The 22015-nt window shown below is 52.2% G+C and carries 26 protein-coding genes and 1 pseudogene; 1 reads left to right on the top strand and 26 read right to left on the bottom strand.

Annotated features, from left to right (window positions below; all coding sequences use genetic code 11):
• Nucleotides 1-2: 2 nt before the first annotated feature.
• The 25 genes and pseudogenes from M4I36_RS02260 to aroQ form a co-directional block, all read right to left on the bottom strand.
• Complete coding sequence (locus M4I36_RS02260) at nt 3-839, bottom strand: TlyA family RNA methyltransferase (protein WP_258110022.1); 837 nt, start codon at nt 837-839, stop codon at nt 3-5.
• 7 nt (nt 840-846) lie between these two features.
• Complete coding sequence (dxs, locus tag M4I36_RS02265; RefSeq protein ID WP_258110024.1) at nt 847-2721, bottom strand: 1-deoxy-D-xylulose-5-phosphate synthase; 1875 nt, start codon at nt 2719-2721, stop codon at nt 847-849.
• Between the two features lie 4 nt (nt 2722-2725).
• Nucleotides 2726-3337: a hypothetical protein gene (locus M4I36_RS02270; RefSeq protein ID WP_258110025.1), complete on the bottom strand. Its 612-nt coding sequence runs from the start codon at nt 3335-3337 to the stop codon at nt 2726-2728.
• 703 nt (nt 3338-4040) lie between these two features.
• The gene (locus M4I36_RS02275; RefSeq protein WP_258110026.1) at nt 4041-4910 is read right to left on the bottom strand and encodes a polyprenyl synthetase family protein; all 870 of its coding nucleotides are present in this window, start codon (nt 4908-4910) and stop codon (nt 4041-4043) included.
• 11 nt (nt 4911-4921) lie between these two features.
• Nucleotides 4922-5140 carry an exodeoxyribonuclease VII small subunit gene (gene xseB, locus M4I36_RS02280; RefSeq protein WP_258110027.1) on the bottom strand — a complete coding sequence of 73 codons (219 nt, stop codon included), beginning with the start codon at nt 5138-5140 and terminating at the stop codon, nt 4922-4924.
• A gap of 14 nt (nt 5141-5154) precedes the next feature.
• Nucleotides 5155-6507, bottom strand: coding sequence for an exodeoxyribonuclease VII large subunit (gene xseA / locus M4I36_RS02285; RefSeq protein WP_258110029.1), 1353 nt, complete (start codon nt 6505-6507; stop codon nt 5155-5157).
• 4 nt (nt 6508-6511) lie between these two features.
• The gene (gene folD / locus M4I36_RS02290; RefSeq protein WP_258110030.1) at nt 6512-7369 is read right to left on the bottom strand and encodes a bifunctional methylenetetrahydrofolate dehydrogenase/methenyltetrahydrofolate cyclohydrolase FolD; all 858 of its coding nucleotides are present in this window, start codon (nt 7367-7369) and stop codon (nt 6512-6514) included.
• A 2-nt stretch (nt 7370-7371) separates the two neighbouring features.
• Nucleotides 7372-8394, bottom strand: coding sequence for an NAD(P)/FAD-dependent oxidoreductase (locus tag M4I36_RS02295; protein ID WP_258110075.1), 1023 nt, complete (start codon nt 8392-8394; stop codon nt 7372-7374).
• 200 nt (nt 8395-8594) lie between these two features.
• Nucleotides 8595-9611: a tRNA (adenosine(37)-N6)-threonylcarbamoyltransferase complex transferase subunit TsaD gene (locus M4I36_RS02300; protein ID WP_258110033.1), complete on the bottom strand. Its 1017-nt coding sequence runs from the start codon at nt 9609-9611 to the stop codon at nt 8595-8597.
• Nucleotides 9608-10027: a transcription antitermination factor NusB gene (gene nusB / locus M4I36_RS02305; RefSeq protein ID WP_258110035.1), complete on the bottom strand. Its 420-nt coding sequence runs from the start codon at nt 10025-10027 to the stop codon at nt 9608-9610. Before nusB ends, M4I36_RS02300 begins: the two co-directional genes overlap by 4 nt.
• A gap of 6 nt (nt 10028-10033) precedes the next feature.
• The gene (locus tag M4I36_RS02310) at nt 10034-10264 is read right to left on the bottom strand and encodes a DUF2273 domain-containing protein (RefSeq protein ID WP_258110037.1); all 231 of its coding nucleotides are present in this window, start codon (nt 10262-10264) and stop codon (nt 10034-10036) included.
• A 3-nt stretch (nt 10265-10267) separates the two neighbouring features.
• Nucleotides 10268-10819, bottom strand: a complete 552-nt coding sequence (gene amaP / locus M4I36_RS02315) for an alkaline shock response membrane anchor protein AmaP (RefSeq protein ID WP_258110039.1) — start codon at nt 10817-10819, stop codon at nt 10268-10270.
• An 18-nt stretch (nt 10820-10837) separates the two neighbouring features.
• Nucleotides 10838-11296, bottom strand: coding sequence for an Asp23/Gls24 family envelope stress response protein (locus tag M4I36_RS02320; RefSeq protein ID WP_258110041.1), 459 nt, complete (start codon nt 11294-11296; stop codon nt 10838-10840).
• 93 nt (nt 11297-11389) lie between these two features.
• Nucleotides 11390-12751 (bottom strand): acetyl-CoA carboxylase biotin carboxylase subunit, encoded by a 1362-nt coding sequence (accC, locus tag M4I36_RS02325; protein WP_258110042.1) that lies wholly within the window; start codon nt 12749-12751, stop codon nt 11390-11392.
• A gap of 12 nt (nt 12752-12763) precedes the next feature.
• Nucleotides 12764-13276, bottom strand: coding sequence for an acetyl-CoA carboxylase biotin carboxyl carrier protein (gene accB, locus M4I36_RS02330; RefSeq protein WP_258110044.1), 513 nt, complete (start codon nt 13274-13276; stop codon nt 12764-12766).
• A 140-nt stretch (nt 13277-13416) separates the two neighbouring features.
• Nucleotides 13417-13971 carry a SpoIIIAH-like family protein gene (locus tag M4I36_RS02335; protein ID WP_258110045.1) on the bottom strand — a complete coding sequence of 185 codons (555 nt, stop codon included), beginning with the start codon at nt 13969-13971 and terminating at the stop codon, nt 13417-13419.
• A gap of 26 nt (nt 13972-13997) precedes the next feature.
• The gene (locus M4I36_RS02340) at nt 13998-14594 is read right to left on the bottom strand and encodes a hypothetical protein (protein WP_258110046.1); all 597 of its coding nucleotides are present in this window, start codon (nt 14592-14594) and stop codon (nt 13998-14000) included.
• A complete protein-coding gene (gene spoIIIAF / locus M4I36_RS02345) occupies nt 14573-15127 on the bottom strand; it encodes a stage III sporulation protein AF (protein WP_258110048.1) in 555 nt (184 codons plus the stop codon). The genes M4I36_RS02340 and spoIIIAF overlap by 22 nt, the downstream gene beginning before the upstream one ends.
• Complete coding sequence (spoIIIAE, locus tag M4I36_RS02350; RefSeq protein WP_258110049.1) at nt 15124-16338, bottom strand: stage III sporulation protein AE; 1215 nt, start codon at nt 16336-16338, stop codon at nt 15124-15126. The genes spoIIIAF and spoIIIAE overlap by 4 nt, the downstream gene beginning before the upstream one ends.
• Nucleotides 16339-16354: 16 nt before the next feature.
• Nucleotides 16355-16741, bottom strand: a complete 387-nt coding sequence (spoIIIAD, locus tag M4I36_RS02355) for a stage III sporulation protein AD (protein ID WP_258110050.1) — start codon at nt 16739-16741, stop codon at nt 16355-16357.
• 8 nt (nt 16742-16749) lie between these two features.
• Entirely contained in the window at nt 16750-16956 is a 207-nt protein-coding gene (spoIIIAC, locus tag M4I36_RS02360; protein WP_258110051.1) for a stage III sporulation protein AC, read from the bottom strand.
• Between the two features lie 54 nt (nt 16957-17010).
• On the bottom strand, nt 17011-17559 hold the full coding sequence (locus M4I36_RS02365; RefSeq protein WP_308660970.1) for a hypothetical protein: 549 nt from the start codon (nt 17557-17559) through the stop codon (nt 17011-17013).
• Nucleotides 17556-18542, bottom strand: coding sequence for a stage III sporulation protein AA (gene spoIIIAA / locus M4I36_RS02370; protein WP_258110053.1), 987 nt, complete (start codon nt 18540-18542; stop codon nt 17556-17558). Before spoIIIAA ends, M4I36_RS02365 begins: the two co-directional genes overlap by 4 nt.
• A 369-nt stretch (nt 18543-18911) precedes the next feature.
• Entirely contained in the window at nt 18912-19469 is a 558-nt protein-coding gene (gene efp / locus M4I36_RS02375) for an elongation factor P (protein ID WP_258110054.1), read from the bottom strand.
• Nucleotides 19470-19542: 73 nt separating this feature from the next.
• Nucleotides 19543-19974, bottom strand: a pseudogene (gene aroQ, locus M4I36_RS02380) (type II 3-dehydroquinate dehydratase); the annotation flags it as partial.
• A 180-nt stretch (nt 19975-20154) separates the two neighbouring features.
• Between aroQ and M4I36_RS02385 the strand changes: the two are divergent.
• The gene (locus M4I36_RS02385) at nt 20155-20766 is read left to right on the top strand and encodes a histidine phosphatase family protein (protein WP_258110055.1); all 612 of its coding nucleotides are present in this window, start codon (nt 20155-20157) and stop codon (nt 20764-20766) included.
• Here the strand turns inward: M4I36_RS02385 and gcvT are convergent.
• Complete coding sequence (gene gcvT, locus M4I36_RS02390; protein WP_258110056.1) at nt 20742-21842, bottom strand: glycine cleavage system aminomethyltransferase GcvT; 1101 nt, start codon at nt 21840-21842, stop codon at nt 20742-20744. The two genes, M4I36_RS02385 and gcvT, sit on opposite strands and share 25 nt — an antisense overlap.
• Nucleotides 21843-22015 lie beyond the last annotated feature (173 nt).

Consider the following 22015-nt stretch of genomic DNA (forward strand, 5'->3'; position numbering starts at 1 on the left):
CCTCAGTTTTCAAGCACGTTCTGGAACCGGTGCTCTTTCCAAGCACGTTGAACCAGTGACCGAACCGATAGGTCGTCAAACCCACGGTCGACCTCTCCAGAAAGCCGCCACCACCCCAAAAATTCGATGTTCCCGTCCCCACCCGTCACCGGCGATACGTCAAGTCCCAACACCGACCAACCTGCTTGTCGCACATATTCCAGCATGTCCAAGAGAACCCTAAAATGAACCTCCGGGTCACGCACAATTCCGCCTTTTCCAACGGAATCCCTCCCGGCTTCAAACTGCGGCTTGATGAGAGACAAGACATCTGCTCCTGGTGCCGCGACCTCCGCAATTTTCGGAAACAACAAAACGGTTGAAATGAAGGAGACATCCATCACGACCAAGTCAGGCTTCGGCGCAAATCGCGCTGCATCGACATGCCGAAAATTTGTTCTCTCCATCACTTCAACCCGTTCGTCCTGGCGAATACTCCACGCGAGCTGACCATACCCAACATCAACAGCGAAGACCCTTGTGCATCCGTGTTGCAACAGACAGTCCGTAAATCCACCCGTTGACGCACCGACATCCAAAGCGATGCGCCCAGCACAGGGAACACGAAATTGTTCCAGAGCATGATTTAACTTGAGTCCTCCACGACTGACGTACGGCGGCGCGGAGCCGCGCACGTCAATCTCGTCTAAAGCTCGTATGGAAAGGCCAGGTTTATCCGCAACCCGCCCATTCACAAAGACCCAGCCAGCCATAACCGCTCGACGGGCAGCTTCTCTACTCGGGAATTTCTCCTGTTCAAACAGCCATACATCTAAACGCTGTCGATCCGTTCGACTCAATCATCCCTCAACTCCCGGTAATGTAGCGCGTTGCCGGCGATTTTCGGACCATCTGGAGCATACTACCAACGACAGCATCCACCGTCAGGCCAACGTCCTGTAGCAACTCCGCGCGATTTCCATGTTCCACAAACCGATCCGGCAACCCCATTCTCGTTAAAGGCACCGCGTATCCTTCATCCACCAAAAACTCTGCTACAGCACTTCCCACACCACCAGCCAACGCGGCTTCTTCCAGCGTGAGTAAGGGCACCTGCGCCGATGCAAAATGGCGAACCATCCCGACGTCTAAAGGCTTAACGAAGCGTAAATTCACCACACTCATCGAGAGACCGTGTTGTGCAAAGAGGCGCTCCGCTGCTTGGGATGCCAACTCAACCATAGGACCGAGAGCCAAAATTGCGCCGTCTCGCCCTTCACGAATCACTTGAGACTTTCCGATGGGAATCGACTCAATCGGAGACTGCAACGCCACGCCGAGTCCATCTGCCCTCGGGAAGCGAACGGCTACCGGACCGGGCTGCTCGAGAGCCGTTTTCAGCATGCGTCTCAACTCGTTTTCGTCTTTCGGCATCATCACCGTCATGTTAGGAATGGCTCGAAGATACGATACATCAAACGCTCCCTGATGGGTCTCACCATCTGGTCCAACCAAACCAGCACGGTCCACTGCAAAAACAACCGGAAGTTTTTGAATCGCGATGTCGTGAATCAGTTGGTCGTAAGCTCTTTGTAGAAATGTCGAGTAGACTGCAAATACTGGTCGCATGCCACTCGCTGCGAGTCCACCACACAAAGTGGTCGCGTGTTGCTCTGCGATGCCCACGTCAAAGAACCGTTCAGGAAAGCGAATCCCAAATTTATCCAAACCTGTACCGCTTGGCATAGCCGCAGTCACCGCAACAATTTTCGGATTCTCTTCGGCTAGTTCGATGAGCGTTTTGCTAAACACGCTCGTGTAAGACGGTGCAGTGGCTGGTTTAGCAGCGCTCGGCCAAGCATGCCACTTATCTGGCGCATTCTCTGCTGAAGCGTACCCTTTTCCTTTTTCGGTAATGACGTGCAACAAAACAGGGCCTTCCATTTGCTTTGCGTCCTCAAGCACGTCCATGACGGCGTTTAAATCGTGCCCATCAATCGGGCCTAAATATTTGAATCCGAATTCCTCAAAGAGATGTCCGGGAACGACCAAATGGCGTACCGAGTCTTTCACCCGCTCTAGAGCGCGTGTAAGTTTTGGCCCAATGGCGGGGAGTCTGCGCAAGGACTGCTCGATTTCCGCCTTTGCGCGGGAATATGTAGGGTCGCTTCGGAGTTTGGTTAAATAGTTGGACAGAGCTCCGACATTCTCCGAGATGGACATCTCGTTATCATTCAAAATCACGAGCAAGTTGGTACCCACGTGTCCAGCGTGATTCAACGCCTCCATCGCCATCCCGCCCGTGAGAGCGCCATCTCCAATGACGGAGACAACATGGTGGTTACCACCTTCTGCATCTCTGGCAATCGCCATGCCCAGAGCCGCAGAAATTGAAGTACTCGCATGGCCAACTCCGAATTGGTCATGTACACTTTCCTCGCGCTTTGGAAAGCCCGCCATCCCTTTGAATTTGCGCAGAGTAGAAAAACGCTCACGGCGGCCAGTTAAAATTTTATGAACATAAGCTTGATGACCAACATCCCAAACGAGCTTATCGATGGGACTGTCAAAGACACGATGCAGTGCGACAGTCAATTCGACTACGCCGAGATTCGCCCCAAAATGTCCCCCAGTCTTCGAAACGGAGTCCACCAAGAATTGGCGTATCTCGATGCAGAGTTCCTTGAGTTGCTCGTCATCTAAGCTCTTTAAATCCTGTGGGCTATTGATGTGTTCTAACATCCTGCTACACACCCCGCTTCCGACGCTTCCTCCATCCCCGCTCGTCGCGAAATCGTCGGATTCCACTTTTGCGCGATAAGGTCGCCGCAGTTTCCCAAACTTGGGCGGCAAACAGGACAATAGGAGTCGGAGAATGAATTGCAACTGTCTTTCCAATAGCTTTCGAACCAACGGTGATGGAAGTGATGAAAGCCGTCAATACAATGGCGATAGCCTCTTTGTACCAACCGTGCAATTCAATCGATTTGACGAGTTGCACGCTCACCGCGAGTGCACCTGCACCACTCAAAACGCCAGCAATATCGCCAATCACATCTGAACAAACGCTCGCCACTTTCTCCGCATTGCGGACAATTCGTATGGCTTTCTTTGCGCCATATACGCGTTTCGAAGCCATCGCGTGAAACGGTGTCTCGCGCGCAGCGGCAGCGGCCAAACCAAGCATATCGAACGCTACGCCAACCATGACGATACACAGTACACTGACCAAGCCGACATACCACGTTGCCCGATTTAAGGCAATCGTCGACGTGTCAAACACAGCACTCATGGGAAGAGTAATCGCCGCAATCACCAAGGCAAATCGAATCGGTGTGCGCTTTGCCTTGTTCCGCATAGATTGAGCCCTCTCCTAATCGTGCCTTTAATCGGGTGGCAGCACTCTGAGTAAACGCTGTGGCTTAGGTCCAGTTGGTTTTCCCAAGAAGGCGCCTTCGCGTCACCGCACAGGCGGTTTCCCTTTCAGCCTTCCTTGACTGCGTCGCCGACAATCAGACTAGATTACCACTTAGTCCACACTATAATCCTCAGAGCGCCAAGCCAATGGCGAACAGTCTAGGCGTTTTCCGCGACAGCCGGGACCACTCTCTAGCCTCTTTTGCAGAACGGATTTCACCTGGCACGGGCAGTCATACCTTGGCCGAGGTTGACCGCTTGTACCCCAGGATCCTTCAGCACCACTCAAGGCAGGCTACACTGCACACAGATTGCCTCCGCATGCAGGTTCATACCCCAAGCCGTAACCCCATTAAACGCGAGCCACGCACTTAGGCCTCCGCGAAAGCTGGGTCGAGTTCCACATGCCATTGCGGCTCTCCCATCTTTCTTAACTCCCAGCATCAGCCCAAGGCTGGGCGCCTCAAGCCAACACCAGGAACTTCATCGATGTGCCCTTTGGCGGATTTTTAGCCCCGCCTTCAAGAGTGGGCGGCCGACTAGAATACTGCGCCACCCTCCGTGTACGCTTAGTATACCACAGCATTTGCAAAGATCTTCAGGAGACCTCCAGATTCCAAAAACACACGAAAACATCCAAGTCTCTATCGATCACGGTTCACCACCATCGACAGCATCTGCTGCAATACGTCGCTGTCGACTGAGAGGGCACTCAATTCCTCGAAAGCCATTTCTTGGACGCTGTGCAATCGAGCTCTGGCTTCAGACAATCCGAGCAAGGACGGGTAGGTCAACTTTCCGTGCGCCTCATCTGAGCCAACGGTCTTGCCGAGGATAGCAGTGTCTCCCGTAACATCCAAGATATCGTCGACAATCTGGAATGCCATGCCCAAGTGGCCGCCAAACGCTCTCAAATGCTCGTGGTCTGACGGAGACACCGCTGCCGTCAGTCCGCCAATCACGACGCACGCCTGTAACAGTTTTCCCGTTTTGTGCAAATGAATGAATTCCAGGTCCTCCAGAGACGCCTCGCGATTTTGTTCCGCTTCCATATCTGCCGTCTGACCCAAGACCATTCCCTGCATCCCGGCGGCCTCCGCTAACGTCCGAATCACATTTATCTGAATGGAGTCACTCACGGATGTTTTCCGCGTCATCAATTCGAACGCCAATGTTTGGAGCGCGTCACCAGCCAGTAATGCGATGGCCTGTCCGAAGATGCGGTGATTCGTGGGTTGTCCTCTTCGCAAGTCGTCGTTGTCCATACACGGCAAATCGTCGTGAATTAAAGAATAGGCATGGATACATTCGACAGCTGCCGCGAACGGCAACAAGTTTTGTTCATGTTGGCCAAACATCGTACCAGTAGCCAGAATAAGAGCTGGGCGAAGCCGCTTTCCGGGGGATAAGAGGCTGTACTTCATCGACTGGTGAAGAGTCGACGAAACCGGTATTTGTTCGTCCAGATATTTTTCAACCATTTTCGCCCAGCGAGCAATATCGCGCTGAATCAAACCGTCTCCCCCTACTCTGGTAAACCTGAACCTCCATCGAGTTTGGCGCTCAATTGCTCAATTTGCAACTCGGCCTCATCCAGTTGTCTGCGGCAAAACAACACGAGATCCATCGCAGTCTTATAACGGACAATGGATTCGGCCAGCGGGAGTTCCCCGGACTCTAATTGTCGCACCGCATCTTCCAGAGACTTCATAGCCACTTCAAAGCTCATCTGCTCTTCACTCACTGCCATTTCCTCCTTCAATGTGGCGAACCTTCAATGTGGCGAACCTTTACTTCTCCATTCGACAAGCGGACGCGAAGAATTTCCTGTGGATGGACTTGCTCCACTAAACTAACCACTTTCTCGTCTGGTCCATCTCCAGAGTAAACAACGCTAAAACCTCGAGACAGAACGGACAGAGGATTTAGAGCGACCAACGCCGCAGACTTTCGCTCGAGTGCCACGTCCCGATTGTGCCAATTGCGGCGCACGCTTTCAGATAAAATAGCGCTCACAAGATTCACTTTTTCTCGATTTAACTTCAATCTGCGTTCTGGGCTCATTTTTCGCACGCGCTGATGAAAGTCGTCGAGACGTCGCTTCAAAAGCTGCAACGGTCGAATTGAACTCGACTGTAATTGCTGTTGCAGAAAATCCAGCGACTGCCTCCGCTTATCGACAAAAAGAGTCGGCTGTTGAAAGACTGGCCTTTTATCGATGTTCTCGATTCGCTCGCGCCGCCTCAAACTTTGCTGTCGCCAAGCGTTGTGCGCACGCACGAGCGATTCGTTTATCCATGAAAAAAGCTCGTCCTGATGAGGAGCGACTAATTCGGCAGCCGCCGTTGGAGTTGCGGCACGCACGTCTGCGGCAAAGTCACAAAGAGTCACGTCCGTCTCGTGACCCACCGCCGAAATGACTGGGATTGACATCCCTGCTACCGCACGCACCACAATTTCTTCATTAAAGGGCCACAGTTCTTCGAGTGACCCACCGCCTCGCCCAATGACAATCACATCGATGGCGGGACGGACTTTCTTCAGTTGGTTCAGTCCGGCTACTAAACTCGCTGCAGCGTCTGGACCTTGGACCAAGGCTGGCGCCACGAAGACTTTGGCCAACGGATATCGCCTTTGAAGTGTCGTACAGATGTCACGCAAAACGGCACCAGTCGGCGAAGTGACCACGCCAATACGAGTTGGAAAGCGCGGTAAAGATTTTTTTTGAGCGACATCAAACAAGCCCTCGTCTGTTAGTTTTTTCTTTAATTGTTCATAAGCAACATAGAGAGCCCCTAGTCCATCCGGTTGCATGGCATCCACGTACAACTGATACTGGCCATCTCGCTCAAAAACGCCAACGGATCCACGGCATACAACTTTCATGCCATCTTCCGGACGGAAAGGAAGATTTCGATTACGACTGCTAAACATGACCGCTCGGAGGCGACTGCTTTCATCTTTCAAGGTAAAATACATGTGCCCGCTACTGTGATGTTTGAAATTTGATATTTCGCCAGATACGTGACACTGCGATAAGCGCTCGTCCGATTCAAGTCGCGTTTTGATGAACTGATTCAACGCTGCTACCGAATAAATGGGTTTTTCCATTGACTCAAGACGCCCCTAACTGCACTCTCTTCTTCCCAAGCGTGACTGTGTTCTGCAGTAGCATGGCCACCGTCAATGGCCCCACGCCTCCAGGCACGGGAGTGATATAAGCAGCAACTTCCGATACCTCTGCGAAGCGTACATCTCCAACCAAGCGGTCTTTTACATAGTTGTTGCCAACATCAATCACTACTGCTCCCGGCTGAACATCGTCTCCTCCAATCAAACCTGCACAACCAGCCGCCACGACTAAAATGTCTGCCTGTCTCGTTACCTCAGACAAATTTTTTGTCTGTCTGTGGCATGTGGTCACGGTAGACCCTGCAGACATCAACAGCAAACTCATCGGTTTGCCGACAATATTGCTGCGGCCGACCACGACCGACCGCTTGCTCCTTGGGTCAATCGAGTACCTTCTCAGCAATTCCATAATCCCAAGCGGCGTACACGGCCATACTCGCGGACTTCCCAAGTAACAGAGGCCAGCGTTTTCCGGATGAAATCCGTCGACATCCTTGGCTGGGGCTATGCTCGACAGTATTTCTATCGCATTCAAGTGCAACGGTAGGGGCAATTGTACTAAAATCCCATCCACCCGCGAGTCGTGATTTAATTCTTGAATGACCGCGATGAGCGCCTCTTGAGAGATGTCTTTTGAAACTTGTACAATCTCACCACGAATCCCTACTTTCTCAGCTGCTCGTTTTTTGCTGCGCACGTAACTCAAGGACGCCGGTTCGTTGCCGACGATAACGACCGTCAGACCATAAGCTCTCCCGAGCTCCTCTGCCTGTTGGACGGCTTCACGAATTTCTTCCTGAATCTGATTTGCCACTTTCTTTCCATCGAGGATCGTCGACAATCTTATTCTTCCTTCCCGCTCGTTCCACCATCGTCTTTGCGGTTACTGCTGTGCCCAGGGCTCAACTTTGCCTTTGGATCGATAAACGTTTTTGCGTTATTGACTGCAGTCGGAGCTTCACCAAACCCGGTGGCAATAAGTTTGACTTTGCCTGGATACGTGACAATGTCTCCAGCGGCATAGACGCCAGGAATGTTGGTCTCCATGCGTGTATTGACCAAAATTTCATTTTTGTCAATCTCCAGTCCCCAATTGGCAATGGGACCGAGCGCAGCAGAAAAACCGAGGCCACTGACCACGGCGTCTACTTCGAGTGCCATGACATCCTTGGTTCGATTGTGCACAATGTCGACCGACTCTACCCAATCGGTACCGTGAACCGCATCAAGCTCACAGAATGTGAGAACGCGAACGGAAGAGTTCTCGAGTTGCTTGACCGTCTCTTCGTGGGCCCGGAACTGGTCACGTCTGTGGATGAGCGTCACTTGCGCATGAACACTTTCCAACATTAATGCAAAGTCGAGCGCGGTGTCTCCACCGCCCACGACCAGCACTCGTTTGTTTTCGAACTTTTCCAAATGGTCGATAAAATAATAAACTCCTCTGCCATCAAAATCATTGGAGTTCCGGCCAGGCAGAGGGCGCGGCGTGAATACCCCAATGCCACCACAGAGTATCACTGCTCGGCCAAAATGCACTCCCTTATCCGTATCCAATTGAAAGACTCCATCTTCTCGTCGAACTAATGTCTCGACTCGCTCATTCAAACAGATGTCCGGATGAGCCGAAACAGCTTGTTCAAGAAGTTGATCTACTAAATCACGGGCTAGAATTTTCGGGAATCCTGGTACATCGTAGATGAATTTTTCCGGATAAAGCGCCGTCAATTGTCCGCCTATCTCTGGCAAGCTGTCAATAATTTTGCAGGAGACATCGCGCATGCCACAATAAAACGCCGCAAACAGTCCAGTGGGCCCGCCACCAATAATGAGAATGTCGCTGATGGATAGAGTGTCCGTTTCCATATTCGCCAATGTAGTCCCTCCGCCACAGACTAATATCCTAGTATTCGTTACATCGCAGCAGGTGATAGACAGCCTGCGGTCCATTATAGCTTACTTCATCATGATTGTGGACCAAGAATGTTGCGAGACTTCAGAGCGAACGCCCGGAGAGGCGGGGCCAGAACTCGCTGCCGAAACGCCTGTCCAATCGACTTCCACTGTTAGGACAGAATGAACTTTCGTGCTATCGCGGCAACTCCCAATGCGTTGTCCGAACTATATTTCGGTGGAGCGAATTGAACCTTCAGTCCAGGGTGAAGAATCGCTAGACGATGGACAATACGGTCGCGAATCCAGCGATTGGACGATACCCCACCCGCGATGACAACGTGACCGACCTGATGATGTTGTAAACCCGCATGAATCGCCTTGATGACCCCAGTCGCAATGCTACGCATGACCGCATGGGCAATCAACGGCGGGGCGACTCCATTTTTAATCGAGCGCATGGCTGCTGAACAAGGACCGGAGAAACTCATAGACGTTCCAGACACCGATGTCGGCAAATGGAAGGTATCCGCTTGGCCAGGTAGCACAGACAAAGCGAGGCGCTCCATCTGCGGGCCCGCAGGAAAGGGAAGGCCAAGAGCGACGCCAACGCGATCGACAAATTGACCCGCATGCAGGTCAGCACCTATGCCAATCTCTTCAATTCGATAGCCGAATCGAGTCGGGGCCGCGAGTAGAACGTCGGACGTCCCCCCCGACAAGTGCACTGCCAAGAATGGCTGCTCTTCTACATTCGGCAAAAAAAAGTCCGCGGCCGCCAAGTGGCCTTCCTGATGGGTGGTTTGCACAACAGGAATGGGTTCCAAAAAATGAGCCAACGAGTGTGCGAGTGAGGCGCCCGCTTGAAATACAGGCATGTAGGAAGTCATAAGAGGGCGCGGGCGCACCGAAACCCCAATACATCGCACCACAGGCTTTCGAATATCCAGAGAGCGAAACGTTTCGTGTAAGCCGAACATCAACTCAGGCAATTGGCGCTGGTGTAAAAACGTAGCTTCTGACTGACGAAGGCCAACATGTCCTGAGTCGACCGGCAACACGCGCCGTTTGTCCCCTAGAATACTTCCTGATTGCAAAGAAATGGCACATAACGAGGTTGTATAACTGCTCGTGTCAAGACCTAAAACGACGTCGACGGTACCTGTCTCCAGACCCATGCTCTGTGTCACGACGGCAATCGCACCTCGGTCGCTCTCTCAACGAGCTTCGAGAGCACGCCGTTCACAAACCGCCCGGACGTTTCTGCACCATACTCCTTGGCCAACTCGACCGCCTCGTCCATAGCAACGGCTATGTCTGTATCTGGACAATGAAGAAGTTCAAAAGCACCCAAGCGCAAGACAATTAATTCCGTCTTTCCGATGCGGCCCAATTCCCAATGTTCCATATGATGTTCAAGAATCGAATCCAACTCTTGTTGCGCCTGGAAAGTCCCTTCAACTAAAAGACGGATAAACTCCAAGTCTGCATCGCTCGGTCTCTTTTCCTCCACCGAGTAGGCAATGGCAGCCAATGCTGTGGACCCACCGACGTCCATTTGATAGAGGGACTGTACGGCACATTCTCTCGCTTCGTGTCGAGTCAAGAATTTTCACTCCATATATCTATCTGACAACAGTTTGTCCAAAATTTCACGCCACGATTTGCGTTCTTCCGAGACGCGCCCAACAAAAAATCCGATAGCTGCCAAAAAGGCTAACAGGACGACGGACCAAAAGCCAAAAATCATCCATAGAATCCACAACAGGCAACCGGCTCCCAGTCCGAGCCATCGCCTGCGCACCGTCCACAGCTTTTGCAACCACTCTCGTATCGTCTGCACGGGTCAATCCACCCACGCTTTCGCACCTTTGACTGATTGGCCAGCTACTTGCACGATGTTGACACTGACCGCTGCAACGCGGACACCAGCAATGCGTTCGACGTAATCTTTGACAGACGTCTGCACTTGTTCACTCAGAGCTTGCAATTCAACGTCTGGAAGCGCCCGAACTTTCGTGTAGAGAATCACACCATCCGACACCTGCCGAATTCGCGTGGCAAAATCATGCACGCCGCGAATGGACTTGCCTGTTTTATCCGACAACTGCTCCAGTGTGTCGTGAGAAATGCGAACCAGTCCATAAGCGCCTTGTAGCTCAACGTAATCCACCGTCGAACGGAACGCACGGTAAAACAGAAAACGAAGGGAAAGCAACAATAACACTGCCGCAGCCACCGTGACGTAGATATATCCCGGATAAGACCTGATGACATTCTCCCAACTGGATGCGCTTCCGTAGTTTGCCCACGCGAGAGCTCCGAAGGCAACCGATGCTGCAATGCCGAGCAGTGAAAAAAGCACCAGCAAGAAGCGGTCTAGAATACTCACTGTCATCCCCCGATTCCATCCAGCTTACGGGCGTGGCGATCTCTTTTCTGGAAGAAGCACCATCTCTCCCGATTCGCGCTCTTTGTCGTTTCGGTCCTTGTCATTTCGCTCTTTGTCGTTTTGGAACACTACTCCGACGACATGGACGTGAATCGACTCAACCTGCAACCCTGTCATACTCTCGACTGCATTTTTGACTCTTTCTTGAACGTTCAAACTGACTTCCGGTATGCTCACGCCAAACTGGAGTGCGACCGAGACGTCAATCGTGCAGGCGCGGTCCCCTTCTTGAAATTGAACTTTGACGCCTTTGCTCAGGTTTTTGCGCCCCAAGAGTGACTCCGTCAATCCGCCTGCAAACGAACCGCTCATGCCAGCTACGCCTGGTACTTCACTAGCCGCTAAGCCAGCAATGATTTGAAGCACTTCGTCAGCAATTTGAATCTTTCCCAATTCCGTAGATTGATAATCCATATCCTGCATTCTCGTCACTCCTTGAAAGTTTTATTGCCTTCATCGTATGACGAGTCCCATCCACCGTATACCCATTGTAGCTCAGTTGGACGCGCCTGTAACCTATTCTACTATATCCAGCGGACGAATCTCGTGTTCCTCCAAAAAGCGAGTAGAAACGTCACCAGCAACGAAAGCTTCATTTTCCATCAACGCGAGGTGAAACGGAAGGGTCGTCCGGATACCTTCAATTCGGAATTCTTCCAGGCACCGCGTCATGCGGGCAATCGCTTCACGTCGAGTGGGTGCCCATACAATGAGTTTGGCAATCATGGAGTCATAAGTAGGCGGCACGGTATATCCAGGATAAACAGCACTATCCACGCGGACGCCGATGCCCCCTGGCGGCCAGTACTCAGTGACAGTCCCCGGCGACGGCATGAAATTCCGAGATGCATCCTCCGCATTGATGCGACATTCGAGAGCATGCCCGCGCAGAACAATGTCGTCTTGGCTATAGCTTAGCGGCTCACCTGCAGCTGCACGAATCATCTCTTGAACGAGGTCTACCCCAGTAACCCACTCGGTCACGGGATGTTCCACTTGAATGCGCGTATTCATTTCCATAAAGTAAAACTTCCCGTCATCCGCATAGATGAACTCAATCGTCCCGGCTCCGACATAGTCGACGGCTTTGGCTGCTGCCACTGCTGCGGCACCCATGGCAGCCCGTGTCTCTTCGGGTAAAACTGGACAGGGCGACTCTTCAACCAACTTCTGCAGCCGTCGCTGAACGGAACAATCTCGCTCACCCAAATGAATCACATTGCCATGTCGATCCGCTAGAATCTGCACTTCGACGTGACGCATCCGCTCAATGTATTTCTCTAAGTAGACGCCACCATTTCCGAAGTTGGCCTCCGCTTCTCGTTGAGAGGTCAGCACCGCTTGACGGAGAGACTCTTCATCGCGGACAATGCGAATCCCTTTGCCACCTCCACCAGCTGTAGCTTTGATAATGACCGGGAAACCGATTTCACGGGCGATGCGGACCGCTTCTTCGTCATCTGCCAACAAGCCGTCACTACCTGGGACGGTCGGAACCGAAGCAGCCTGCATGGTCTTTTTGGCAACGGCCTTGTCTCCCATCATTTCGATGGCACGAGGACTTGGGCCAATGAAGGTAATACCGCAGGCTTCGCAGGCTTCTGCAAAGTCGCTGTTCTCAGACAAAAAGCCATATCCAGGATGAATGGCGTCTACACCCGTCAAAGTCGCGACGGACATCAGACTCGGGATATGTAAATAGCTAGACTTGGCCGGAGCGGGTCCAATGCAATACGCTTCATCGGCCATATGAACATGCAGCGCAAGGCGATCGATATCAGAATAGACCGCTACGGTCTCTATGCCCATCTCTTTGCAGGCACGAATTATCCGAACAGCAATTTCGCCACGATTCGCAATAAGAACTCTCTTGAACATCGCTATAGCTCCTTAACTGAGGCGTACTCGAAATAAGGGTTGACCATATTCGACCAACTGACCATTTTCGACCATGATTTCGAGAATTTCACCTTTGACTTCAGCCTCAATCTCGTTCATCAGCTTCATCGCTTCGACAATGCAAACGACCGTCTTGCTGTCCACTTTGCTGCCGACCTCCACATAAGCTGGCGCCTCAGGAGACGGTGAACGATAGAAGGTGCCGACCATCGGAGAGGTAATGAGATGTCCTTCGGGAACGCTGGCCACTTGTTCGACAGATTTGCTCTCTTGAGATTCCGCTAAAGAGGCGCCCGAAAAAGGAGTCGCGGCCGCCGGTTGCAGAGGGTTCGAGGCCTGAACAGGACTGCTCTGTAACGACCTTGCGGCGGATTCTGCAGCCGACGCAAGATGGTCTGCTTTTTTCATAAAGACTTTCATTGTATCCGTCTCTATCTTTAACTCCTGAACACTGGTCTCATCCAACAAGCGAATGAGCTCTCGAATTTCACCAATTTTAAACACCGTGTGGTCACTCCTCAAAACTCCTACTTTAAGGTTATCCGCCCTAGTATATCACAGCGAGGAGATGGTCTCATCCCAATTTTGGTCAACCCCCACGAGAAAACACCCCCGAACCGATGGACGGGGGCTACACCATAAACTCAAGCGTGTGCAGTAACAATAATATTTGCCATTGAAACACCCAACTGCTGCGAAACTAAATTCATGATTTTGACCGCATCGGTCGGAGAAATTGCCTTCGATTCGACGTAAACCGTATAGCGGTCGCTAGCATCCGGAACAATGACACATTCTTTATAGCCATCCCCTAGCACTGCGTCTCTGGCATTTGCCATCTCTCCGCGCAAGTCCATGATATGTTTGATAGAGGTCTCGGCATTGCCAATTTGCTCAGGTGAAGCATTCGCATTTGCGACGACAGACCGCAAGTTGTCCAGTTGCTCAGACATGTTTTTGTCGAGTTGCGTCTGGGTCGATACAAAAAAGTCATTCGGATTGGTTGTTCCAGCGCTCGCGGCTGGCGTGGTTGATGTCGATCCGCTTGACGATGTCACCGTCGGAGCCACCACCGAAGTTGTCGCGGTTCCTCCTTCGGCGGAGGTCGTTTCTGACGGATTGTTCATCGTGTAATAACCGATAAGCATTAAGGACAACACCATCATCGTTGATAGCCACACGGTTTGCCGTTTAACCATCGCTCGCATTCCTCCCAGTCTTGTGTCTAGCCTACCTTTTGGGGCTCCACACTAATCTTATATGCAGGCACGTCCAACACATTCTTGATTGCGCTTATGATTTCTGATTGAGCAATCACAAAGTCGTTAGCTGCGACCGTGACCAATACACCGGACACGCGCGGTTCGTCTCGCGCTATCACGAGTGGAGCTTCAGAACCGTCGCTGTTTCTAGCAGTGAAAATTTGATTGTTGGTCGTCGATGAATTTGTCGTACTCGTTCCATTTTGGCTGGTGGTACTCTTCGTAATCTGCTGATTCTCGGCATATTGAATCGTTTCCGCAGATTTCAAGGCAACCATCACATGGACACCGTGAATCCCTGCAATCTGAGATAGAATCGCTTCCAATTGCTCATCCTCTTCTTTCTCTTCTTGAAAGAGCAGGTTGCTCGAGTCCCCCGTCCCCCTAACTGCGTCACCCGTTGCCGACGCAGAGGCTTGAGACCGAGACAGCATACTGGGTCCACTGTTGTCCACTCGGGTCGATCCGCTGCGCCAAATGGTCCCGAAGAATAGCAAAGCCAGCCCGAGCAATCCGATGACGAGTAATGTCTTGTTTTTCAAGAGCGGTTTCCAGTCCATCCACGTCCCCCTCCCTCACCGCTGTCGCGAACCGTCACTGCCGTTTGCGAAATACCCACCCATGTCGACACAAACTGCGCCAATTTTTGGTCCGGGACTCCGACCAATTCCGAGACTTGAATGCGCGGATTGGCACTTTCAAGGCCCGACACAGACAGGAAGTCCGGCGCCTGATGGAAGTGCTGCACGATGGCAGCACGAAGCTCTCGAGACAAAATATCGTTTGCATCGGTCGCGGTTTCACTTTGCAATTCCTGTTGCACGCGATTGGCTTGCGCAGATGCGGTCGATTCGGGAGAGGCATCGCTCGTTCTGCCCGAGTCAAATTCCAATCCCGCCGAATGCTCTAAATCCTTCGCCCAGTTTGTGTGCAAAAGCGGCGTCAATGGTTGCAGCATTGCCGCAATGATGGCAAGTCCAAAGACGGTCCGCAGATAGCGATGCAAAGCGCTTGTTGGAAGTAGCAACTCCGTGAACACAGCCAAGAGCACCAACGCGACCAAACTCTTTAACCACGCCCCTAGATATATCAAGCCATCACCACCGCCAGATTGGATGCGGCCAAGAGAATGCACACGGCAAGGAAGAACATGACTCCCACCGCCATCACACAAGCAAAGAGCAAAAGCATCGACTTCGCTAGCGTGCCGAGACAAGACAACATCGGAGAATCTCCGAGGGGTTGCATCAAAGCGGCACTGCCGCTATAGAGAAAAGACATCGCCAAAATCTTTAAAGCTGGAAAAATGGTGATTCCAGCTATGATGACCAGCCCCGCGACACCGATCGCGTTTCGGACCAGCAAAGATGCGGTCAACACCGTCTCCGCCGCATCCGAAACAGCCTTTCCAATTACGGGAACAAAGGTTCCAACAGAAAATTTGACGACGCGCATGCCCACTCCGTCGACAATGCCTTTGCCAACCCCTTGAATGGTGATGACGCCGAGAAATCCACTCAACGCGAGCCCTAAAATCGTGAGTCCCGACGCTCTCATCAAGCTCGCCAATCGCGTCAGTCGATACGTCTCCGAGAGCGTCGACGTGACATCGAGAATGGCGCTGAAGAACACAAGGGGAAAGACGATAAAAAAGACGAGATTCGTTATGAAGTGCACCGTGAACAACATCATCGGTTGAAAGAAGGCCGCCGATGCCAGTGAACCCGATGCAGCCAACAGCGCCACCGAGAGAGGAATTGTCGCTAACATAAAATGGTCCATGGTTTCAATGGCGTGTCGCGCCGTTGCGATGGCTTCCGTAAACGACCCGATAGCGAGCACCAACAGAACCAGAAAAATCACAGCGTATGCGACTCGGCTGACCGTCTGCTGTTCGAAGGCAGCCTGCATCGTCTCCAAAACGGCTGCAACCACCGTCAAGATGAGAATGCCTCCTACGAGTCGAGCGTGATCGACCACCGAAGAAAGAAAATAACGCGTCAACCCGGAAATCAGATGTTTGGGTTGAAAGCCCCCATCCAACAAAGACTTGATTAACGAAGGTCCAGAGTCGTCGGGCAGGTAACCCCCGTATTGTTGTTGTAAGTGCTGCCAGAACTGGTCGATCTCCTGCGTTGGTAGATGGTCTAATTGGGCGCCAGCCGCGCGGTGAAGAGCATCGATGCCGGATGCTGCCATGCCGTTGGCAAAAACCGTCGGTGTATGCGCCAACAGCAGCACAACGAGTGTTAAAGAACAGGTAAGACCTACGGACAACCCTTGCGATAACGAGACCCTTCGCATTGCCGAGCCTCCCACCTCATGGAAGCAGATGTACCAGCGACTGAACGACATCATTGACAATGGGGATGGCCAGGATGACAATGCCCACTTTGCCAGCCAATTCAATCTTGCCAGCCAACGCTCCTTCGCCTGCGTCGCGCGCGACTTGGGCAGCAAACTCGACAATGTAGGCAATTCCGATGATCTTCAAAACCGTGGCCAGAAAACCCGCGTCCACATGGGCATTGCTCGCCAGTCCCTGAAGCGTATCAAGCACGGACTGCAAGTTGTGCACAATGTTGGCAAACAGTACGACACCGGCCAAAAGAGCGACCAACATGGCAAATTGAGGTGCTTGAGAGCGCAGGACGGTCGCCAGAACAGTCGCCGTCAAACCCACGCCAACGAGTTGGAGAATATGCACTCCATCACCTACTGAGTGTTCAAAAATACACGCGTGATCTCTTGATACAGGTGATCGACATATCCAATCACGATGACCAACACCGCAATCACGCCGGCGAGCGTCGTCCACTGTGCAAAGTCCTCTCGTCCACTATGGCGAAGCAGGGCGTTCATCATCGCCACGACAAATCCGACACCAAAAATTTGAAAAATCGAACGCACCTCGGGCGACATCGTTTTCCCTCCTTGGGGCCTCTCACTTGTTTTCCGAGTCGCCCCGCGTACACCTCACCACATGACCAATATCAAGAGAAGTCCCGTCAAAATTCCAAGATATTGCCACAGTCGTTCATTCTTTCGTTGCGCCTCTATCGCTTCCGCCTCGCGTCCCTGTAAGCGGATGAGTGCTGAATCAATCTCCATCGAAAGGTGACTGCGGTCACTAGTTCCAACCACGGAACCAATGGCAAGGAGCGGCTCAAAATCCGCTGCATTCATCGCTGTCGATTCTCCAACATGGCGAACGGCATGGTGAAAAGCTTCTTCTGCGGTGCATCGTTTTGAAAGTCTATCGACAATCTCTGTGAACACTTGAGAAACAGGAGACGGCAGACTGTCACCCACCCGCTGAACCGCAGAAATTAACGGAATTTGTCCAAACTCGATGTCTTGGCGCAACAGACGAATGGCCTGCGCCAAGTGGGCAATTTGCTGTGGTCGAGCACGGTACATGCGAGCCATCCCAAACCCAAGCCCTGTGGTCGAAATGAGCACAAGAATGGACCCTATGAGCCTTATCCCACGCGACTCCCCTCTTTCCCCGCATTGGCCCTCTATTTAGGCACGTTCTGTCCAGTTTCGTCATAGACCGCTTCGACAGTGCACGGGCCCAATCGACGACTGAGGAGTACGTAGCGCGTAAACGCCCGATTCGAAAACAGGCGTTGCATACTCGGCCGCCTGCGCCACTCCTCGAGGCTGCCAGCATGGGCTGACGCAAAGACCAACACTCCTGCATTGACGGCTTCTAAGATGGCGTCCACGTCGTTCTCGCGGCCAATTTCATCGGTGACGACAATCTCTGGAGAAAGGGAACGAATGGCCATCATCATACCCTCCGCCTTTGGACAGGCCGCCAAGACGTCCGTGCGCGGACCGAGATCGAACATCACCTCATCGTCCCAGTGACCCGACAACTCCGAACGCTCGTCGATGACCGTGACTTTCGCTGGCGTAATGGTGGGCCTGGCGCCGTAGGAGCAGACGCGCACCAAATCTCGGAGAAGCGTGGTCTTGCCACATTGCGGAGGGGACAACAGCAACGTACTGTGCGCCTGTCCACGCTGAAACAGAGACGGGATGAGCTTGTTGGCTACACCACGGCGCTCTCGCGCAATGCGAAGGGCAAGCGACCGGATAGAACGAAATGTCTGCACCTGCCCGTTCTCGTTGAGAATGGCTCGACCGGCCACCCCGACGCGATGTCCCCCGGAAATCGTGATGAAACCACGGCGTAGCTCTTCTTCCACGGCATAGAGGGAGGACTGCGTCACCGCTTGCAGAATTCTCGCAAACTGTTCCTGCGGCAGTAACATGGCAGTGGTCCAGTCGGATGTCAAAGACCCATCTGACCTGAGAAAGTACTCGCGATTCGACGTTAATATCTGGATGGGCTGGTCTCTCCGAAAGCGCACCTCCTCCGCCTCTTTCCAAACCGACAGCGGAACATCTTCGAACAGCCGGAACGTAGACGGCGGGCAGAGGCGTTGGAGAAGCGAGACGGCGTGATCGGCAGCGTCGTTCGTCGCATGGGTAGCCACCGACCTGATTCACCCCCTGATGAGTCCATGTATATGGACAACCACGTGGACCTATGACAAGCATGCAGAGGAGAGCGGGCATTCGTCGACACACACAGGATGAAATTTGCATTGGATAAGAGGAGTGCGCGGAGCCTTCGAGAAAGGGGGATATACCTTGGGGGTACCAGTGCTAGTACGTTGGATTGTTGTGTTTTTAATTGTGTTTTTACTGCTGATGACTTTGGTATTTAGCTTCATAAAGAAAAAGCAACCGCTGGAACGGGCCTCATGAAGACCGTAAACAGCGGGTTGCCTTCCTGCACTGCGCCATTCGGACGGCGTATCCGCAGTCACCCTCCGAGTGGTCGCTTGGGTGACTGCGACCTGTCACGCGCGGGACACGTATTGACCGGACCGAGTATCAATAATTAGACGCTCGCCAATATTGATGAAGAATGGAACTTGCAAGACGTACCCGGTTTCCACCGTAGCAGGCTTACTTCCTCCTGTAGCCGTGTCACCGCGAATGCCAGGCTCCGTTTCCGTCACCTCTAACTCCACCGTATTCGGCAAGTCTAAGCCAATGGACTGGCCCTCGTGCAGGACCACATAGCAATTCATGTTCTCTTTGAGAAAGTTCAATTCATACTCCAGTTGAGAACCTGGAATCGTAATTTGTTCGAAAGTCTCCGTATCCATAAACGTGTACAGTTCTCCGTCGTTGTAGAGATACTGCATCTCTCTTGTCTCGATGCGAGCGCGTGGCACTTTCTCGCCAGCACGAAAGGTTTGCTCCTTGATCGATCCGGTTTTTACATTGCGCAACTTCGTTCGAACAAATGCAGCACCTTTTCCCGGTTTCACGTGTAAAAATTCGATGACTCTGTAAATGTCTCCATCGTATTCAATGGTCGTGCCAGGTCTAAAATCATTGCTCGAAATCATTTGAGTCTCCTCCGTCGACCAAAGCCGCAGCTTTGTTATTTCTTTCTTTGGGTGTCTGAGCGTTCATCCAGCGTTGGCATAATGCCGTGGTAGCCAGTACATATCCCGCAGTTCCAAGACCGATGATCTGGCCTATAACGATGTCGGCAAGTACAAGTCGATGACGAAATGACTCCCGGCGATGCACGTTGGATATATGTACCTCAATTGTTGGAACGCGGATGTCGACAATGGTGTCGCGCAGTGCATACCCATAGTGTGCAAGGGCGCCCGGATTGATGACCATGCCCATGGCTGACGGACCGGCCGTCTGAATGAAATCAATCAAATCTCCCTCATGGTTCGACTGCAGCGCCATCACTTGTGCACCATATGACATCGCCACTTCTTCCACCGATTGAACAATGTCGGTCAGTGTGTCCACTCCGTAGACATCGGGTTCCCTGCTGCCCAAACGATTCAAGTTTGGCCCATTGACCAGAAGGATTTTCGGTGCTCCATCCACGTGTCTCACCCTACCCCTTCAACTGAGCACACTTTGCCTAAAATCGGTGTTATTGTAGCATAACGCCTTGCTATACTAAAAGTCGTCGCGTAGCAGTCCGATGAGCAGGTCACATTCACTTGTATCTCATGTAAAATGAATCTCTAACGTGCTTAGACCGATGCAGGAGGTGCAGACGCTTTGGAAATCTGGATTGTTAGACACGGAGAAACCGATTGGAACTTAGATCAGCGAGTCCAAGGCTGGTCCGATATCCCTCTAAACGCGACAGGAATGAATCAGGCCGAACAGCTCGCTCAGCAGTTACAAGACATCCGATTTGACCGCATTTATTCCAGCGACCTCGGTCGTGCCATGTCCACTGCCGCCCGCATTGCGCGTGGTCGAGACGCCACAGTGATTCCTGACATACGACTTCGTGAGCGCCGAAAGGGAGAGGCAGAAGGCGTAGTCTTTGATGATATTCCCGAACGGTTTCCAGACGGAATTGCAGGAGAAGAAAGTGACGCAGAACTGGAGGAACGCCTATTTGCGGCGCTTCACGACATCGGGGCATGTCAGACTCAGGCAGAGCGCGTCTTATGTGTATCCCATGGCGGATCTATCCGCAAAATTGCCGAAGCCCTCGGTCGGAAGGACCTACCATACATCCATAACGGAAGTATCACTCGACTCGCCTCTTCGCAAGACGGATGGACGATTCTCGGAATCAACGAAACTTGCCAAGAGGCGATTCAAAACGCGCAACAAAGTCGGTCTGCGTGCCGTCAGGGAGGCGATACTCTCTTGTAAAACGGCGTTCTCACGATTTCAGCGGGAATAAGTTTTCCACGAACCTCGACCTCTACTCGGTTGCCAATTTCAGCGGACTCCCTTGCGATGAGGGCTAGACCAATGGCACTCTTTAGCGTAGGTGACATAGTCCCAGAGGTCACCTTGCCGATTTCCCGTTGGTTTTGATGAACAGATGCGTCACTTCTCGCAATCCCTCGTTCGAGAAGGCGAAATCCGACAAGTTTTCGCTGAACGCCCTCCTCTTTTTGTTTCAACAAAGCATCCCTGCCGATAAAGTCACCGCAGTCGAACTTTACGAACATACCCAATCCAGCCTCTAAGGGAGTAATAGACGAATTCAGTTCATGCCCGTATAACGGTAACCGAGCTTCTAAGCGTAACGTGTCGCGTGCGCCTAGCCCGCACGGCACCGCGCCAAACTCTCGGCCCGCATCCAACAAAGCGCGAAACAGGGAAACCGAGCGCGTTGCGGAAACATACAACTCGAAGCCCAACTCACCAGTATAACCCGTTGCAGAGACAACGCATGGAACGGATGCTACGTCTCCCTCCAGGAATTGAAAGGACGGGAGACTGCGAATGGGTAAAGTGGTCAACTTGGATAGAATCTCAATCGATTTTGGCCCCTGCAGAGCGATGAGGGACGTATCATCGGAAATGTCCTTGACTTCCACATCAAAACGAGACACCTTGTCTTGAACCCACGCCAAGTCCCCAGCAATATTTCCGGCATTGACGACCAGCCAATACTTTTGGGCGTCGAAACAATAAACGAGAAGGTCATCGATAGTGCCACCATGTTCATTGACCATCAGCGTGTACATTGCGGCGCCTGGTTGCAGTTTCGATATGTTGTTCGTCACCAGGTACTGCACGGCGTCCATGGCTTGTTTGCCGATGACCTCAAACTCTCCCATATGAGAAACATCGAACACCCCAGCAGCCGTTCGCACTGCTTGATGCTCATCAAGAATTCCTTGAAAAGATACTGGCATGTTCCAACCGCCAAATTCGACCGTCTTTGCGCCTAATTCTCCATACATTTCAAATAGCGGTGTCTGTTTCAACGTCATTTCCAGACCTCCTGTTGTCACCGACGACATCGTAGACATCGAAGTTAGATTTCAAGACATTTAAAGCAAGTATGAATTCACCTCTACAAACATTTGCTGTCATGCATGAATCCGCTTACTATCGTACACACTCTGTGGACGAAAGAGAAAGACTGGCCGACCGTCAGAGAGGA

Origin of the sequence: Alicyclobacillus sp. SP_1 (assembly GCF_024706985.1) — a bacterium.
Lineage (GTDB): Bacteria > Bacillota > Bacilli > Alicyclobacillales > Alicyclobacillaceae > Alicyclobacillus_I.

What these genes read in the sequence shown, in the direction of transcription:
- dxs (WP_258110024.1), bottom strand. Translation starts at nt 2,721, where the DNA reads ATGTTAGAACACATCAATAGCCCACAGGATTTAAAGAGCTTAGATGAC.
- M4I36_RS02270 (WP_258110025.1), bottom strand. Translation starts at nt 3,337, where the DNA reads ATGCGGAACAAGGCAAAGCGCACACCGATTCGATTTGCCTTGGTGATT.
- xseA (WP_258110029.1), bottom strand. Translation starts at nt 6,507, where the DNA reads ATGGAAAAACCCATTTATTCGGTAGCAGCGTTGAATCAGTTCATCAAA.
- M4I36_RS02295 (WP_258110075.1), bottom strand. Translation starts at nt 8,394, where the DNA reads ATGGAAACGGACACTCTATCCATCAGCGACATTCTCATTATTGGTGGC.
- amaP (WP_258110039.1), bottom strand. Translation starts at nt 10,819, where the DNA reads ATGACAGTGAGTATTCTAGACCGCTTCTTGCTGGTGCTTTTTTCACTG.
- M4I36_RS02320 (WP_258110041.1), bottom strand. Translation starts at nt 11,296, where the DNA reads ATGCAGGATATGGATTATCAATCTACGGAATTGGGAAAGATTCAAATT.
- accC (WP_258110042.1), bottom strand. Translation starts at nt 12,751, where the DNA reads ATGTTCAAGAGAGTTCTTATTGCGAATCGTGGCGAAATTGCTGTTCGG.
- M4I36_RS02335 (WP_258110045.1), bottom strand. Translation starts at nt 13,971, where the DNA reads ATGGTTAAACGGCAAACCGTGTGGCTATCAACGATGATGGTGTTGTCC.
- M4I36_RS02340 (WP_258110046.1), bottom strand. Translation starts at nt 14,594, where the DNA reads ATGGACTGGAAACCGCTCTTGAAAAACAAGACATTACTCGTCATCGGA.
- spoIIIAE (WP_258110049.1), bottom strand. Translation starts at nt 16,338, where the DNA reads ATGCGAAGGGTCTCGTTATCGCAAGGGTTGTCCGTAGGTCTTACCTGT.
- spoIIIAC (WP_258110051.1), bottom strand. Translation starts at nt 16,956, where the DNA reads ATGTCGCCCGAGGTGCGTTCGATTTTTCAAATTTTTGGTGTCGGATTT.
- efp (WP_258110054.1), bottom strand. Translation starts at nt 19,469, where the DNA reads ATGATTTCGAGCAATGATTTTAGACCTGGCACGACCATTGAATACGAT.
- gcvT (WP_258110056.1), bottom strand. Translation starts at nt 21,842, where the DNA reads ATGACGTTGAAACAGACACCGCTATTTGAAATGTATGGAGAATTAGGC.